At 70.7% G+C, this 15,077-nt stretch carries 14 protein-coding genes and 1 tRNA gene; 5 read left to right on the plus strand and 10 right to left on the minus strand.

The window, feature by feature from the left end; all coding sequences use genetic code 11:
• Window positions 1–57 precede the first annotated feature (57 nt).
• The gene (locus J3486_RS35520; protein ID WP_207827919.1) at window positions 58–861 is read left to right on the plus strand and encodes a trans-aconitate 2-methyltransferase; all 804 of its coding nucleotides are present in this window, start codon (window positions 58–60) and stop codon (window positions 859–861) included.
• The gene (locus tag J3486_RS35525; protein WP_207827920.1) at window positions 858–1,295 is read left to right on the plus strand and encodes a VOC family protein; all 438 of its coding nucleotides are present in this window, start codon (window positions 858–860) and stop codon (window positions 1,293–1,295) included. The genes J3486_RS35520 and J3486_RS35525 overlap by 4 nt, the downstream gene beginning before the upstream one ends.
• On the opposite strand, the gene J3486_RS35530 is transcribed toward J3486_RS35525, so the two are convergent.
• Complete coding sequence (locus J3486_RS35530; RefSeq protein ID WP_207827921.1) at window positions 1,225–1,899, minus strand: TetR/AcrR family transcriptional regulator; 675 nt, start codon at window positions 1,897–1,899, stop codon at window positions 1,225–1,227. The two genes, J3486_RS35525 and J3486_RS35530, sit on opposite strands and share 71 nt — an antisense overlap.
• Before the next feature lie 47 nt (window positions 1,900–1,946).
• Entirely contained in the window at window positions 1,947–2,912 is a 966-nt protein-coding gene (locus J3486_RS35535) for a fatty acid desaturase (protein WP_207827922.1), read from the minus strand.
• A gap of 319 nt (window positions 2,913–3,231) precedes the next feature.
• On the opposite strand from J3486_RS35535, the gene ppc reads away from it, so the two are divergent.
• Window positions 3,232–5,967: a phosphoenolpyruvate carboxylase gene (ppc, locus tag J3486_RS35540; protein WP_207827923.1), complete on the plus strand. Its 2,736-nt coding sequence runs from the start codon at window positions 3,232–3,234 to the stop codon at window positions 5,965–5,967.
• Between the two features lie 12 nt (window positions 5,968–5,979).
• Here the strand turns inward: ppc and J3486_RS35545 are convergent, their stop codons facing one another.
• The 6 genes from J3486_RS35545 to J3486_RS35570 all read right to left on the minus strand — a co-directional run bounded on the left by J3486_RS35545 (window position 5,980) and on the right by J3486_RS35570 (window position 10,741).
• Complete coding sequence (locus tag J3486_RS35545; protein ID WP_207827924.1) at window positions 5,980–6,447, minus strand: hypothetical protein; 468 nt, start codon at window positions 6,445–6,447, stop codon at window positions 5,980–5,982.
• A gap of 41 nt (window positions 6,448–6,488) precedes the next feature.
• The gene (gene pth / locus J3486_RS35550; protein ID WP_207827925.1) at window positions 6,489–7,082 is read right to left on the minus strand and encodes an aminoacyl-tRNA hydrolase; all 594 of its coding nucleotides are present in this window, start codon (window positions 7,080–7,082) and stop codon (window positions 6,489–6,491) included.
• A 104-nt stretch (window positions 7,083–7,186) separates the two neighbouring features.
• Window positions 7,187–7,777, minus strand: coding sequence for a 50S ribosomal protein L25/general stress protein Ctc (locus J3486_RS35555; protein ID WP_207827926.1), 591 nt, complete (start codon window positions 7,775–7,777; stop codon window positions 7,187–7,189).
• A 192-nt stretch (window positions 7,778–7,969) separates the two neighbouring features.
• The gene (locus J3486_RS35560) at window positions 7,970–8,947 is read right to left on the minus strand and encodes a ribose-phosphate diphosphokinase (protein ID WP_018529824.1); all 978 of its coding nucleotides are present in this window, start codon (window positions 8,945–8,947) and stop codon (window positions 7,970–7,972) included.
• A 127-nt stretch (window positions 8,948–9,074) separates the two neighbouring features.
• Window positions 9,075–10,550, minus strand: a complete 1,476-nt coding sequence (glmU, locus tag J3486_RS35565; protein WP_207827927.1) for a bifunctional UDP-N-acetylglucosamine diphosphorylase/glucosamine-1-phosphate N-acetyltransferase GlmU — start codon at window positions 10,548–10,550, stop codon at window positions 9,075–9,077.
• Between the two features lie 119 nt (window positions 10,551–10,669).
• Window positions 10,670–10,741 (minus strand) — tRNA-Gln (locus J3486_RS35570).
• Window positions 10,742–11,072: 331 nt separating this feature from the next.
• On the opposite strand from J3486_RS35570, the gene J3486_RS35575 reads away from it, so the two are divergent.
• A complete protein-coding gene (locus J3486_RS35575) occupies window positions 11,073–12,410 on the plus strand; it encodes a sensor histidine kinase (RefSeq protein WP_207827928.1) in 1,338 nt (445 codons plus the stop codon).
• Window positions 12,411–12,769: 359 nt separating this feature from the next.
• Here the strand turns inward: J3486_RS35575 and J3486_RS35580 are convergent, their stop codons facing one another.
• Window positions 12,770–13,276, minus strand: a complete 507-nt coding sequence (locus tag J3486_RS35580) for an SUKH-3 domain-containing protein (protein ID WP_207827929.1) — start codon at window positions 13,274–13,276, stop codon at window positions 12,770–12,772.
• A complete protein-coding gene (locus J3486_RS35585; RefSeq protein WP_207827930.1) occupies window positions 13,276–13,836 on the minus strand; it encodes a YwqJ-related putative deaminase in 561 nt (186 codons plus the stop codon). Before J3486_RS35585 ends, J3486_RS35580 begins: the two co-directional genes overlap by 1 nt.
• Before the next feature lie 243 nt (window positions 13,837–14,079).
• Here J3486_RS35585 and J3486_RS35590 point away from each other — a divergent pair, with 243 nt between their 5' ends.
• On the plus strand, window positions 14,080–15,072 hold the full coding sequence (locus J3486_RS35590) for an HNH endonuclease (RefSeq protein ID WP_207827931.1): 993 nt from the start codon (window positions 14,080–14,082) through the stop codon (window positions 15,070–15,072).
• Window positions 15,073–15,077 lie beyond the last annotated feature (5 nt).

Here is a 15,077-nt window from a genome sequence, read left to right on the forward strand (position 1 = left end):
AGTCTCTTGAAGTCGAGTCTCTTGACATCAAGATACTTGGCTGGGCAGGCTGAGGACATGACGACGACCTCACCCACCTGGGACCCGCAGCAGTACCTCCGGCACGCGGACCACCGCGGCCGTCCCTTCGCCGACCTGCTCGCCCGCGTCCCCGCCCTGCCCCGCACCCCGGCCCGCATCGCCGACCTGGGGTGCGGCCCCGGCAATACGACGCCCCTGCTCGCCGAGCGCTGGCCCGACGCGCACATCACCGGCTACGACAACTCGCACGAGATGCTGGAGAAGGCGCAGGCCGTCGCGCGCCCCGGCCTCGACTTCGCGTACGCCGACGCCACCGACTGGACGCCGGCCCCGGGCACGTACGACCTGATCGCGTCGAACGCGACCCTGCAGTGGGTGCCGGGACACGTCGGCTTCTTCCCCGCCTGGCTGGACGCGCTGGTGCCCGGCGGCACCTTCGCCTTCCAGGTCCCCGGGAACTTCGACGCGCCCAGCCACGCCCTGATGCGCGAACTCGCCGCGTCGGCGCGCTGGAAGGACCGGCTCGGCGGGGTGCTGCGCCACGCCGACGCGGTGCTCGACCCCACCGGCTACCTGGAGCACCTCGCCGGGCTCGGCTGCGAGGTGGACGCCTGGGAGACCACGTACACCCATCTGCTGCAGGGCGAGGACCCGGTTCTGGACTGGGTGAAGGGGACGGGCCTGCGGCCGGTCCTCACCGCGCTCGCGGACGACACCGAGGCGCGCGACGCGTTCGTCGCCGAGTACCGGGACCTGCTGCGCGAGGCGTACCCGGCGACCACCCACGGCACCGTGCTGCCGTTCCGCCGGATCTTCGCGGTGGCGGTGAAGACCGCGTGATCAGCGCCCTCGACCACGTACAGCTGGCCGCCCCCGAGGGCAGCGAGGACCTGCTGCGGTCCTTCTACGCCGATGTCCTCGGGATGACCGAGATCCCCAAGCCGCCGGTGCTCGCCGCGCGCGGCGGCTGCTGGTTCGCGACCGGGGACGGCGCCGTGCAGCTTCATCTGGGGATCGAGGCCGACTTCAGGGCCGCCCGCAAGGCGCACCCGGGGCTGCGCGTCACCGGTATCGAGGCGTACGCCCGGCGGCTCCAGGAGCGCGGCACCGACGTGGTGTGGGACGACGACCTCCCCGGTCACCGCCGCTTCTACGCCACCGACCCCGTCGGCAACCGGCTCGAATTCCTGGAGCCCACAGGCCCTAGTTCTTCCTGTGCCCTATCAGCCGCGGCTTCGGCTCCAGACCGTCCAGGCCGTGCCAGGCCAGATTGACCAGATGCGCGGCGACCTCGGCCTTCTTCGGCTTGCGGGCGTCCAGCCACCACTGACCCGTCAGCGCCACCATGCCGACCAGCGCCTGCGCGTACATCGGCGCCAGCTTCGGGTCGAAACCGCGGGCCTTGAACTCGCGGCCCAGGATGTCCTCGACCTGTGTGGCGATGTCGGAGATCAGCGAGGCGAACGAGCCCGTGGACTGCGGGATGGGGGAGTCGCGGACAAGGATGCGGAAACCGTCCGTGTACTCCTCGATGTAGTCGAGGAGGGCGAAGGCCGCCTGTTCGCACAGCTCGCGGGGGTGGCCGGCCGTCAGCGAGCTGGTCACCATGTCGAGCAGCTGGCGCATCTCGCGGTCCACGACCACCGCGTACAGGCCCTCCTTGCCGCCGAAGTGCTCGTACACCACCGGCTTTGAGACCCCGGCCTTCGCCGCGATCTCCTCCACCGACGTGCCCTCGAACCCCTTCTCGGCGAACACCGTGCGGCCGATCTCCAGGAGCTGCTGGCGCCGCTCCGCCCCCGTCATCCGCGTCCGGCGCGCACGCCTCGGCTGCTTGTCGGGCCTGTCACTGCTCGGGGTGCTTGAGTCGGTCGCCACCACCCCATCATGCCGTGCCGAGGTCACGCGGCGTCGGCGGCAGTGCCTTAAGGGTTGCGTCGCGCGGCGATCCGGTCCGCGGAGGGCCAGCGCACGTCGTACGCCCACCCCGCCTGCTCGAACCAGCGGATCAGCCGCGCCGAGGAGTCGACCTGCCCGCGCATCACACCGTGCCGCGCCGAGGTCGGGTCGGCATGGTGCAGGTTGTGCCAGGACTCGCCGCAGGACAGCACGGCCAGCCACCACACGTTGCCCGAGCGGTCGCGGGACTTGAAGGGGCGCTTGCCGACGGCGTGGCAGATCGAGTTGATCGACCACGTCACGTGGTGCAGCAGCGCGACCCGCACGAGCGAGCCCCAGAAGAACGCGGTGAACGCGCCCCACCACGACATCGTCACCAGTCCGCCGATCAGGGCAGGCAGCAGCAGCGAGACCAGCGTCCAGAAGATGAACTGGCGCGAGATCGCCCGGATCGCCGGGTCCTTGATCAGGTCGGGGGCGTACTTCTCCTGCGGCGTCTGCTCCTCGTCGAACATCCAGCCGATGTGCGCCCACCACAGGCCCTTCACCAGCGCCGGCACCGTCTCGCCGAACCGCCACGGCGAGTGCGGGTCGCCCTCCGCGTCGGAGAACTTGTGGTGCTTGCGGTGGTCCGCCACCCAGCGCACCAGCGGCCCCTCGACCGCCAGCGAACCCATGATCGCCAGCGCGATCCGGAGCGGGCGCTTCGCCTTGAAGGAGCCGTGCGTGAAGTAACGGTGGAAACCGATCGTGATGCCGTGACAGCCGACGTAGTAGAAGAGCACCAGCAGGCCGAGGTCCAGCCAGCTCACGCCCCAGCCCCAGGCCAGCGGCACCGCCGCCACCAGGGCCAGGAACGGCACCGTGATGAACAGGAGCAGCGTGATCTGCTCCAGCGAGCGCTTCTGCTCGCCGCCCAGCGTCGCCGACGGCACCGCCGAGGGGGGTGCCTGCTGCGGGACGTCTTCGATCACATCGGAACTTGTCGCCATGGGCGTCCCCTGTAAGTCGAGGTCGAGAAGGTAAGTCGAGGGTTGAGAAGGTCCGGGACGGGTCAGGAGATGGGTCAGGAGATCCACGGACGTCCACGGAGCTCCCGCATGTGCCTACGGGTCCGTAACCTACGGCGTCGTAAGTATGGCAGCGCGTAGCCGGGCGGCAAGAGGCCCCGGCCCGCGCCCCGGGCACGGGCACATATCCTTGGGAACGGTCGGACAGCGCGGTCCGCTCTGAATCTCCACTCCGGACTAGTACCCGGCTTCGGGGATCCTTCCCTCCAGACGAGCTTCACCACTGCAAGGAGCCGCACCTGTGAGCAGTGCCGATCAGACCGCTTCGACGAGCACCAGCGCCGAGCTGCGCGCCGACATCCGCCGCCTCGGTGATCTGCTGGGCGAGACGCTCGTGCGCCAGGAGGGGCCCGAGCTCCTCGAACTGGTCGAGAAGGTCCGCCGCCTGACGCGCGAGGACGGCGAGGCCGCCGCCGAGCTGCTGCGCGGCACCGAGCTGGAGACCGCGGCCAAGCTGGTGCGCGCCTTCTCCACGTACTTCCACCTCGCCAACGTCACCGAGCAGGTGCACCGCGGCCGCGAGCTGCGCGAGAAGCGCGCCGCCGAGGGCGGCCTGCTGGCCCGCACCGCCGACCGCCTCAAGGACGCCGACCCCGAGCACCTGCGCCAGACGGTCCAGAACCTCAACGTGCGCCCCGTCTTCACCGCGCACCCCACCGAGGCCGCCCGCCGCTCCGTCCTCAACAAGCTCCGCCGCATCGCCGAGCTGCTGGAGACGCCGGTCCTGGAGACCGATCGCCGCCGCTACGACACCCGCCTCGCCGAGAACATCGACCTGGTGTGGCAGACCGACGAGCTGCGGGTCGTGCGCCCCGAGGTGACCGACGAGTCGCGCAACGCGATCTACTACCTCGACGAGCTGCACGCCGGCGCCGTCGGTGACGTCCTGGAGGACCTCACCGCCGAGCTGGAGCGCGTCGGCTTCAAGCTCCCCGAGGACAGCCGCCCGCTCACCTTCGGCACCTGGATCGGCGGCGACCGCGACGGCAACCCGAACGTGACGCCGCAGGTCACCTGGGACGTGCTGATCCTCCAGCACGAGCACGGCATCAACGACGCGCTCGACATGATCGACGAGCTGCGCGGCTTCCTGTCGAACTCCATCCGGTACACCGGCGCCACCGAGGAGCTGCTCACCTCGCTCCAGGCCGACCTGGAGCGCCTCCCGGAGATCAGCCCCCGCTACAAGCGGCTGAACGCGGAGGAGCCCTACCGGCTCAAGGCGACCGCGATCCGGCAGAAGCTGGAGAACACCAAGGAGCGCCTCGCGCGCAACACCCCGCACGTCGACGGGCGCGACTACCTCGGCACCGCCGAGCTGCTGCACGACCTCACCCTGATCCAGAGCTCGCTGCGCGAGCACCGCGGCGGCCTGTTCGCCGAAGGCCGCATGAACCGTACGATCCGTACGCTCGCCGCCTTCGGTCTGCAGCTCGCCACGATGGACGTGCGCGAGCACGCCGACGCCCACCACCACGCCCTCGGCCAGCTCTTCGACCGGCTCGGCGAGGAGTCCTGGCGGTACGCCGACATGCCGCGCGACTACCGCGCCAAGCTGCTCGCCAAGGAGCTGCGCTCGCGCCGCCCGCTGGCCCCGACCCCGGCGCCGCTGGACGCCGCGGGCGAGAAGACCCTCGGCGTCTTCCACACGGTGAAGAAGGCCCTCGACGTGTTCGGGCCCGAGGTCATCGAGTCGTACATCATCTCGATGTGCCAGGGCGCCGACGACGTCTTCGCCGCCACCGTCCTCGCCCGCGAGGCCGGCCTCATCGACCTGCACGCCGGCTGGGCCAAGATCGGCATCGTGCCGCTCCTGGAGACCACGGTCGAGCTCAAGTCGGCCGACACGATCCTGGAGGACATGCTCTCCGACCCCTCCTACCGGCGCCTGGTCGCGCTGAACGGGGACGTGCAGGAGGTCATGCTCGGCTACTCGGACTCGTCGAAGTTCGGCGGCATCACCACCTCGCAGTGGGAGATCCACCGCGCCCAGCGCCGGCTGCGCGACGTCGCCCACCGCTACGGGGTGCGGCTGCGCCTCTTCCACGGCCGCGGCGGCACCGTCGGCCGCGGCGGCGGCCCCTCGCACGACGCGATCCTCGCCCAGCCCTGGGGAACCCTGGAGGGCGAGATCAAGGTGACCGAGCAGGGCGAGGTCATCTCCGACAAGTACCTGGTGCCCTCGCTCGCCCGCGAGAACCTGGAGCTCACGGTCGCCGCGACGCTCCAGGCCTCCGCGCTGCACACCGCGCCGCGCCAGTCCGACGAGGCGCTGGCCCGCTGGGACGCCGCCATGGACGTCGTCTCCGACGCCGCCCACGCCGCGTACCGCAAGCTCGTCGAGGACCCGGACCTGCCGACGTACTTCCTCGCCTCGACGCCCGTCGACCAGCTCGCCGACCTGCACCTGGGCTCGCGGCCCTCGCGCCGCCCCGGCTCGGGCGTCTCGCTCGACGGTCTGCGCGCCATCCCATGGGTGTTCGGCTGGACCCAGTCGCGGCAGATCGTGCCCGGCTGGTTCGGCGTGGGCTCCGGTCTGAAGGCGCTGCGCGAGGCGGGCCTGGACACCGTGCTCGACGAGATGCACGAGCACTGGCACTTCTTCCGCAACTTCATCTCCAACGTCGAGATGACGCTCGCGAAGACGGACCTGCGCATCGCCCGGCACTACGTCGACACGCTCGTCCCGGACAACCTCAAGCACGTCTTCGACGACATCGTCACCGAGCACGAGCTGACCGTCGCCGAGGTCCTGCGGGTGACGGGCGAGTCCGAACTCCTGGACGCGCAGCCCGTGCTGAAGCAGACGTTCGCCATCCGCGACGCCTACCTCGACCCGATCTCGTACCTCCAGGTCGCCCTGCTCAAGCGGCAGCGCGACGCCGTCGCGGCGGAGGAGGCCCCGGACCCGACGCTCGCCCGCGCCCTGCTCCTCACCGTCAACGGTGTGGCGGCGGGCCTGCGCAACACCGGCTGACGCCGGACGGCTTCACAGGACGGCGGCCGTGAACCAGGCCGCCGTCAGCAGCACGAAACCGGCGCCTCCCGTGACCCACGCGAGGCGCCGGTCGCGCATGCCGCCCGCCAGGACGACGCACGCGAGCAGCAGCGCGCCGCCCAGCGGGATCCACGCCTTGAAGAACCCGGCGGCCCCGGTCCGCACGGCCTGCGCCGAGTCCGGCTTCAGGACCACGGACAGCCGGGCCCCCTTCTTCTCACCGACCGAGCGGCTGATCGTCACCCGCGGACGGCGCACGGGCCCCTCGGCCGCGGGCACAAAAGACCCGGCGCACGTGGATCCTGTGCACCGGGTGATCGTCAGCTGTCCGTGCTCGCGGCCCTTGGGGAACACCACGTGCTGGGCCGTCCCCCAGGACGCCCAGCACCCCGCCACCGACAGCAGCAGGACGAGAGCCGCCGACGCGACCCGACGGGGAACCGAGACCGCAGAAGCCATGGCCGGGATCTTTGGCCATGACCCCACACATCGTCAACAGCTCAGGAGTTGTACGACGACTGCGCGCGCTCCAGACCCTCGGTCACCAGCGCCTCGACCGCGTCCGCCGCCCGGTCCACGAAGTAGTCGAGCTCCTTGCGCTCGCCCGACGAGAAGTCCTTCAGGACGAAGTCCGCCACCTGCATCCGGCCCGGCGGACGCCCGATGCCGAACCGCACCCGGTGGTAGTCGGGCCCCATCGCCTTGGTGATCGACTTCAGACCGTTGTGCCCGTTGTCGCCGCCGCCCAGCTTCAGCCGCAGCACCCCGTAGTCGATGTCCAGCTCGTCGTGGACGGCCACGATGTGCGCCGTCGGCACCTTGTAGAAGTCCCGCAGCGCCGTCACCGGACCGCCCGAGACGTTCATGTACGACATCGGCTTCGCCAGGATCACCCGGCGGTTCGCGGGTCCCGGCGGGCCGATCCGCCCCTCCACGACCTGCGCCTGGCCCTTCGTCGCCCGCTTGAACTTCGCCCCCATCCGCTGGGCGAGCAGGTCCGCGACCATGAACCCGACGTTGTGCCGGTTCATCGCGTACTCGGGACCGGGGTTGCCGAGCCCGGCGATCAGCCAGGGAGCGTTCTCGTCGGACATGCGTCTCACCTTTTACGTATGTACGGACACGTCGGTACAGCGGAACGGGGTGGCGGGCAGCGCCCACCACCCCGTCCACGGAGGTTCGTTCAGAACCGGAAGGCTCAGGCCTCCGCGGCGGCCTCGTCGCCCTCGCCCTCGGCGGGGGCTTCCTCGGCCTGCGCGGCCAGGACCTGCAGCACGACGGCGTCGCCGTCGACGGCCAGCGTGGTGCCGGCGGGCAGCGTGATGTCCTTGGCGAGAACCGACGCACCGGCGTCCAGGCCCGCGACGGAGACGGTGACCGACTCCGGGATGTGGGTGGCCTCGGCCTCGACCGGCAGGGTGTTCAGGACGTGCTCAAGCAGGTTGCCACCGGCGGCGAGCTCACCCTCGGTGTGGATCGGGAGCTCGACGGTGACCTTCTCGCCGCGCTTCACGAGGAGCAGGTCGACGTGGACCAGGAAGCCCTTGATCGCGTCGCGCTGCACGGCCTTCGGGATCGCCAGCTCGTTCTTGCCGTCGATGTCCAGGGACAGCAGCACGTTCGGGGTGCGCAGGGCGAGCAGCAGCTCGTGGCCCGGCAGCGTGATGTGGACCGGCTCCGAGCCGTGACCGTAGACGACGGCCGGAACCTTGTCCGCACGACGGATGGTGCGGGCGGCGCCCTTGCCGAAGCTGGTACGGACCTCAGCGGCGAGCTTGACCTCGGACATGTGCTCTCAACTCCTCGTAGAACTCTCAGGGGGAATGGTCACCCGGCCACGAACGGCCTGCTACGAAGAGCGCGTCGATAACGGACCGCCGCACATGAAAGTGCGGCCTCCCTCGCCGAGCAACTTGAACAGATTACCCGGCGGGGGAGGCCGCACCCAAATGGATCTTCTAGCGCATGATCCTTACGAGGATCAGGCCTCGCCCTCGAAGAGGCTGGTGACCGAGCCGTCCTCGAAGACCTCGCGCACCGCGGAGGCGATAGTCGGGGCGATCGACAGGACCGTGATCTTGTCGAGCTCCAGCTCGTTCGGCGTCGGCAGCGTGTTCGTGAAGACGAACTCGCTCACCTTCGAGTTCTTCAGACGGTCCGCGGCGGGACCCGAGAGCACACCGTGCGTCGCCGTCACGATGACGTCCTCGGCGCCGTGCGCGAACAGGGCGTCCGCGGCGGCGCAGATCGTGCCACCGGTGTCGATCATGTCGTCGACCAGGACACAGACACGGCCCTTCACGTCACCGACGACCTCGTGCACGGTGACCTGGTTGGCGACGTCCTTGTCACGGCGCTTGTGGACGATCGCCAGCGGCGCGCCGAGACGGTCGCACCAGCGGTCGGCGACGCGCACACGGCCGGCGTCGGGGGAGACGACGGTCAGCTTGTCGCGGTCCACCTTCGCGCCCACGTAGTCCGCCAGGATCGGCAGCGCGAACAGGTGGTCCACCGGGCCGTCGAAGAACCCCTGGATCTGGTCCGTGTGCAGGTCGATCGCGAGGATCCGGTCCGCACCGGCCGTCTTCAGCAGGTCCGCGATCAGACGCGCCGAGATCGGTTCACGTCCACGGTGCTTCTTGTCCTGCCGCGCGTAACCGTAGAACGGCACGATGACCGTGATGGAGCGGGCCGACGCGCGCTTCAGCGCGTCGATCATGATCAGCTGCTCCATGATCCACTTGTTGATCGGAGCCGTGTGGCTCTGGATCAGGAAGCAGTCGGCGCCGCGGGCGGACTCCTGGTAGCGGACGTAGATCTCGCCGTTGGCGAAATCAAAAGCCTTGGTCGGGACGATCCCGACACCGAGCTGGTGCGCGACCTCCTCGGCAAGCTCGGGGTGGGCGCGGCCGGAGAAGAGCATCAGCTTCTTCTCGCCCTGCGTCTTGATCCCGGTCACAGCACTAGTCTCCTCAGACCTCAGACGAGTACGTCCGCCGCAGCTGCCCGCGCGTCCCTATAGCAGCGAGCCAGGCGAATCGTGTGCACCTATCACGGTACGCCGTGTCGGACGCACCTGTTTCCGGTCAGCCCTCGCCGACCGCGTCCTTCGCGTCCCGGGAGGACGCCTCGGCCGCCTTCGCGGCCGCGCTCCCCGGACGCTTGCGGGCCACCCAACCCTCGATATTCCGTTGCTGGCCCCGGGCCACGGCCAGCGAACCGGCCGGAACGTCCTTCGTGATCACGGAGCCCGCGGCGGTGTAAGCACCGTCCCCGATGGTGACAGGCGCCACAAACATGTTGTCCGAACCGGTCTTGCAGTGCGACCCGACGACGGAGTGGTGCTTGGCCTCCCCGTCGTAGTTCACGAAGACGCTCGCGGCACCGATGTTGGTGAAGTCACCAATCGTCGCGTCCCCCACGTACGACAGGTGCGGAACCTTGGTTCCCTCACCGATCGTCGCGTTCTTGGTCTCGACGTACGTACCGATCTTGGCCTTGAGGCCGAGGCGGGTGCCGGGACGCAGATACGCGAACGGGCCCACGGTGGCCTGCGGGCCGACCTCGGCGTCGTCGGCGACCGTGTTGTCGACCCGGGCGCCCGCGCCGACCCTCGTGTCGGTGAGCCGGCAGTTCGGGCCCACGACGGCGCCCTCGGCGATGTGCGTGGTGCCGTGCAGCTGAGTGGAGGGGAGGACGGTCGAGTCCCGCTCGAACGTCACGGTGACGTCGACGAAGGTGGACGCCGGGTCGACGATCGTCACACCGTCCAGCATGGCCTGCTCAAGGAGCCGGTCGTTCAGGATCCGGCGGGCCTCGGAGAGCTGTACGCGGTTGTTGATCCCGGCGATCTCGCGGTGGTCGCGGGCGATGGAGGCGCCCACCCGGTGACCGGCCTCGCGCAGGATGCCGAGGACGTCGGTCAGGTACTCCTCGCCCTGGCTGTTGTCCGTGCGCACCTTCTTCAGGGCGTCCGCGAGCAGCCGCCCGTCGAACGCGAACACGCCCGAGTTGATCTCACCGATCGCGCGCTGCTCGTCGGTGGCGTCCTTGTGCTCGACGATCGCGGTGACGGCGCCGGTCGCGGCGTCGCGCACGATGCGGCCGTAGCCGGTCGCGTCGGGGACCTCGGCGGTCAGCACGGTGACAGCGTTGCCGTCGGAGGCGTGCGTCGCGGCGAGGTCGGTGAGGGTGGCGCCGGTGAGCAGCGGGGTGTCGCCGCAGACCACGATCACGGTGCCGTCCAGGGCGCCGGCCGGGACCGTGCCCTCCAGGCCCTCCAGGCCCATGCGGACGGCGTGCCCCGTGCCGTTCTGCTCGTGCTGCACGGCGGTACGGGCTTCGGTGTCGATGGCGCTCAGGTGCGCGGTGACCTTCTCGCGCTCGTGGCCCACGACCACGACGAGCTGCTCGGGGTTCAACTCCCGTGCGGCGGCCAGCACATGGCCGACCAGCGACCGGCCACAGAGTTCGTGCAGGACTTTGGGGGTCGCCGACTTCATGCGGGTGCCCTCACCCGCGGCGAGTACGACGACGGCGGCCGGGTTCGTGGCGCTGCTCACGGGGGTGCCCTTCGGCTCTGGATGCGATGTGGGGTGGACATTCGCAGGATACCGGGGGGTACTGGGCTGGAAATAAGAGCGGGGCCTGACTCTTGAGTCAGGCCCCGGCATCGTCTGGGCTCCCCCGCCAGGACTCGAACCCGGACAGATGGCACCAAAAGCCACAGTGCTGCCAATTACACCACAGGGGAATATTGCGGACTAAACCGGACATTGCGTCAGGCTGTCGACCCGGCACTCCACACTATGCCGCACCAAGAGCCTCCGATGCGACGGTATAGGGGGTGCCTCGTCGTGATCGGGGAGGGGCAAGTGTGCTGGTCCGATGGCGGGCGTCCGGCCTGTGGCGTGCGTCATAGCCGCGGGCTGCGACGGAAGGCCGCATTCCGGGTGGAAGCCCTTGGGGCCCGGCAGTTCGCGCGATACCCAGCTGTATCGGCCGCGTTCGCCTACGGGGTGTGGTGTAGGCCAGTAGGTAAAAGTCTCCTGAAATGGGGCCGCGTGCGCCCGTAGGCTGGGTGCATGACCACGACGGGGGAAGTTCACCGAGCCGCGGCCGGGGGGCCGTGGTGGTGGGAAAGGCGACGCAGCGCGCTGTTCGACGTGGCGCTGGGGGTGGCATCGGCCGCGGAGTGCGCGGTCGAGGGGATCGCGTTCGGGCACAAGGCCGGGCTGCCGGTCGCGATGGGTGTCGTGTTCGGGGTGCTGGCCGGGGCCACGCTGGTGCTGCGCAGGCGGTGGCCGATCGCGGTGGTGCTGGTGTCGGTGGCGATCGCCCCCGCACAGATGGGCCTGCTGCTGACGGTCGTGGGGCTGTACTCGCTGGCGGCATCCGAGGTGCCGCGGCGGATCATCGGGGCGCTGGCCACGATGTCGTTCGCGGGAACGCTGATCGTGACCGTGGTGCGCGTCCAGCAGGACGCGGCGCGCGGGGTCGACACGTTCCAGGTGGCGAACTGGTTCATCCCGTTCATCGCGGTGACCGCGGCGCTGGGTGTGACCGCTCCGCCGTTGCTGCTCGGTCTGTACGTAGGTGCGCGGCGCCGCCTGATGGAGTCGCTCCAGGAGCGCAACGAGTCGCTGGAGCGGGAGCTGCTGCTGCTCGCGGAGCGGGCCGAGGAGCGGGCCGAGTGGGCACGCGGTGAGGAACGCACGCGGATCGCGCGGGAGATGCACGACGTGGTGGCGCACCGGGTGTCGCTGATGGTCGTGCACGCGGCTGCCTTGCAGGCGGTGGCGCGCAAGGATCCCGAGAAGGCGGTGAAGAACGCGGCGCTGGTCGGGGACATGGGCCGGCAGGCGCTCACCGAGCTGCGGGAGATGCTCGGGGTGCTGCGGTCCGGTGAGGCGGTGCCGGCGCGGGCCAAGGGCGCGCGGGTGCCGGATGTCGCGGAGGTGCCGCTGGCGGCGGTCGGGGTGGCCGCGGCGGCGGCTGCGTCGCGGGCCGAGGCGGAGGCGGAGAGCGGGCCGTGTCTGGCCGAGCTGGAGGAGCTGGTCGGGCAGTCGCGGGCGGCCGGGATGGTCGTGGAGATGCTCGTGGAGGGGGAGGTCCGGCTGTACGCCGCCGTGGTGGAGCAGACGGCCTACCGGGTGGTGCAGGAGGCGCTGACGAACGTGCACAAGCACGCGGCGGGCGCGAAGACGTATGTGCGGCTCGCTCATCGGGGGGCCGAGGTCGCGATGCAGGTGGAGAACGAGCCGCCGCCGGTGCTTGCGGCGGCGTCCGCGGTCGGGTTGCCCTCCGGGGGGAACGGGCTGGTGGGGATGAAGGAGCGGGTCGCGGGTCTCGGCGGCGTCTTCGTCTCGGGCCCGACGGATGCCGGCGGTTTCCGGGTCTCGGCCGTCCTCCCGACCGCCTGACCCCGTGCCCCTCGCCTTGGGCAATCTGCCGCCCGCCACGGCCGCCTTGGGTAATCTGCCGCCTTGGGCGGCAGGGTGGGCAAGGCGGCACCCCGGCGCGGGGTGAGCGCTCCAAGCCGGCGTCCAGCTCGGTCCCGGTCGCGGTGTTGCCGGGCGCGGGCCCGGTGGGGGCTGGTCGCGCAGTTCCCCGCGCCCCTGACGGGGCGCACCTCACCGCCGGTCGCGCCCGCGCGGCGGGGCCGCACATCGACACGGACCCGCGCCCCTGACGGGGCGCACCTCACCGCCGGTGGCGCCCGCGCGGCGGGGCCGCACATCGACACGGACCCGCGCCCCTGACGGGGCACGGCCCCGGAGGGCTACGCCGCCTGGAGGCGTAGGGGCTGGGAACCGGTGATCAGGGTTTCCAGGGCGTGGTCGATGGAGGGGCCGAGGTACCAGTCGCCGCTGTGGTCGAGCGCGTAGACCCGCCCCTCGGTGTCGATGGCCAACAACGCCTCGCTCCCCGACTCGGCCCCGAGCGGACAGACCTCGGTCTCCAAGGCGCGCCCGAGATCGCCGAGCGTGCGAGCCATGTGGAGCCCGTGCAGCGGATCCAGATGCGGCTGGGAGGGCGCGATGTGCCGACCGGGACCGGTGGGGGTGAGATGCAGCCCGCCGAACTCGGCCCACGCCTCGACCGCGGCGGGAAAGACGGAGTGCCGGTGCCCCGCGGGCGAGACATGGGTGCGCAGCGCGTCGGCCCAGAACTCGGCCTGCTTGATGTCCCAGCGGCCGGGCTGCCAGCCGGCGGCGCGCAGCGCGGCGTCGGCGGCGACACTGAAGCGAGTGCCCGAAGTGCCGTTCTGGACAGGGGAGTTGGGCATCAGATGGCGGCCTCGTCGGAGTCTGCGGTCGGGTCTACTACGTGTACGCCGAAGTGGGCCGTCAGCGCGGCGCAGGCGCGGCAGGGCCGGGCGAAGCCGCCGTGCAGCGGGTCACCGTCCTCGCGGATGCGGCGGGTGGTGAGCTTGGCGTGCTTGAGGGACTTGCGGGCCTCGCTCATCGTCATGGGTCTGCGTCTGGCGCGCTTGGACTTCTCGGTCCGTTCGGCGTCGGTCGCGGTGAGATGCCGGGAGACGAGGATCGCCTCGGCGCAGCGTCCGGTGAAACGGTCCCGCTGCGTGCTCGTCAGCGTGTCGAGGAAGTCCTGGACCAACGGATGCAGGGCGGGCGGCTGTTCACCGCGGGCCGCCGTCGAGGTCAGAGTGGTGCCGCGCACCGAGAGGGCGGCCGCGACGGTCGGCAGAATGCCGTCGCGGCGGCCGCGCAGCACGGGGGCCGACGCCGTGTCGGAGGCGCTCCAGCCCACGCGTGGGTCGTCCCCCGTCAGGGAGGTGGACCGTGGGTCCGCCGGTGTGACGGGCTGTGCCGTGCCGCTGCTCATGTGGTGCTTCCCCTCCTGCGGTTCCCCGCTGCAATCCCCCAGGTTGCCTGGACAGAGTGCCAAATGGGGCGGGCGGTGCGGAAGTCGGACCCCCTTCAGGGACGTGATCGTCACGGGGTGGTGACAGTGGGGTGACTGCTGGTCATGGAACCGGAGGGCCGGTGACCGGTGTCGTACAACCGCATAGGCTGTCAGGACCGGAAAGCATCAACATCGTCCACAGCGCCGCAGGGGGCAACCGCCATGACGACAGGTCGGCTCGGGCAGCAGACCGCGCCGCCGAACGCGGCCTATGCCGGGCAGGTAGTGCACTTCCCGGATCCGGTTCGTGCCGCCCGGCACCCGAGAGGGGTGCGGATGGACGGTGACGGCTACCCGGACTTCTCCGCGTACGCGCGCGCGGCGGCCGAGATCGCGGAGCCCCCGGAGGGCTTCGGCGTCGACGAGCTGCGCCTCACGGACTACGTGTCGGCGAACGCCGCGCTGGCCGCGGCCGGTCATGAGCTGTGGGACACCATTCCGCCGGTGGCGACGCCGCACGGCTGGACGTGGCATCACGTGCGCGGCACGCGCCGTCTGGAACTGGTGCCGGTCGAGGTGAAGGCGCTGCTCCGTCACCACGGCGGGCTCGCGACGGCGGCCGTGGACCAGCACAAGCGGGGCACGCGTCCGCTGCAGGACACCCGGCCCGCGCACTTCGGGCTGCCGAAGTCGGCGGTCGCGGTGAGCGAGCAGCAGGTGCTGAGCGCCGAGGAGGACCTCGGTTACCGGCTGCCCGGCGCCTACCGGTCTTTCTTGAAGGCGGGCGGCGGGTGCGCCCCGGTGGGGGCGGCCCTCGACGCCGAGTTGGGACTCCTGGTCGACCAGCCGTTCTTCACGGTGCGCGACGAGGCGGCCGTCAACGACGTGGTGTACGTCAACAAGTGTCTGCGCGATCACCTGACGAAGGACTTTCTGGGCGTCGCCTTCGTGCAGGGCGGGATCCTCGCCGTGAAGGTGAAGGGTTCGGCGCTGGGCTCCGTGTGGTTCTGCGCGTACGACGACGCGCGGGACGGCGGGGAGACGGCGCACTGGTCGGTGGCCGAGCGGGTGGAGCGGCTGCTGCTGCCCTGCGGCGACGACTTCGATGTCTTCCTGTCCCGACTGGCCGGTAATCCGCCGGAGTTGGAGACGGTGGCGAACCTGATGGTGGACGGCGGGTTCGCGCGTGCCGTCCCGGTCGAGGGTGGGGAGTGATCCGG

This window comes from Streptomyces sp. VRA16 Mangrove soil (genome assembly GCF_017377775.1).
In the GTDB taxonomy this organism is placed as follows: Bacteria; Actinomycetota; Actinomycetes; order Streptomycetales; family Streptomycetaceae; genus Streptomyces.

Bases quoted from the DNA above. Each gene is read 5' to 3' on its own strand.
- J3486_RS35535 (WP_207827922.1), bottom strand. From the start codon at position 2,912: ATGGCGACAAGTTCCGATGTGATCGAAGACGTCCCGCAGCAGGCACCC.
- J3486_RS35575 (WP_207827928.1), top strand. From the start codon at position 11,073: ATGACCACGACGGGGGAAGTTCACCGAGCCGCGGCCGGGGGGCCGTGG.
- J3486_RS35590 (WP_207827931.1), top strand. From the start codon at position 14,080: ATGACGACAGGTCGGCTCGGGCAGCAGACCGCGCCGCCGAACGCGGCC.
- J3486_RS35585 (WP_207827930.1), bottom strand. From the start codon at position 13,836: ATGAGCAGCGGCACGGCACAGCCCGTCACACCGGCGGACCCACGGTCC.
- J3486_RS35580 (WP_207827929.1), bottom strand. From the start codon at position 13,276: ATGCCCAACTCCCCTGTCCAGAACGGCACTTCGGGCACTCGCTTCAGT.
- J3486_RS35545 (WP_207827924.1), bottom strand. From the start codon at position 6,447: ATGGCTTCTGCGGTCTCGGTTCCCCGTCGGGTCGCGTCGGCGGCTCTC.
- pth (WP_207827925.1), bottom strand. From the start codon at position 7,082: ATGTCCGACGAGAACGCTCCCTGGCTGATCGCCGGGCTCGGCAACCCC.
- J3486_RS35555 (WP_207827926.1), bottom strand. From the start codon at position 7,777: ATGTCCGAGGTCAAGCTCGCCGCTGAGGTCCGTACCAGCTTCGGCAAG.
- J3486_RS35520 (WP_207827919.1), top strand. From the start codon at position 58: ATGACGACGACCTCACCCACCTGGGACCCGCAGCAGTACCTCCGGCAC.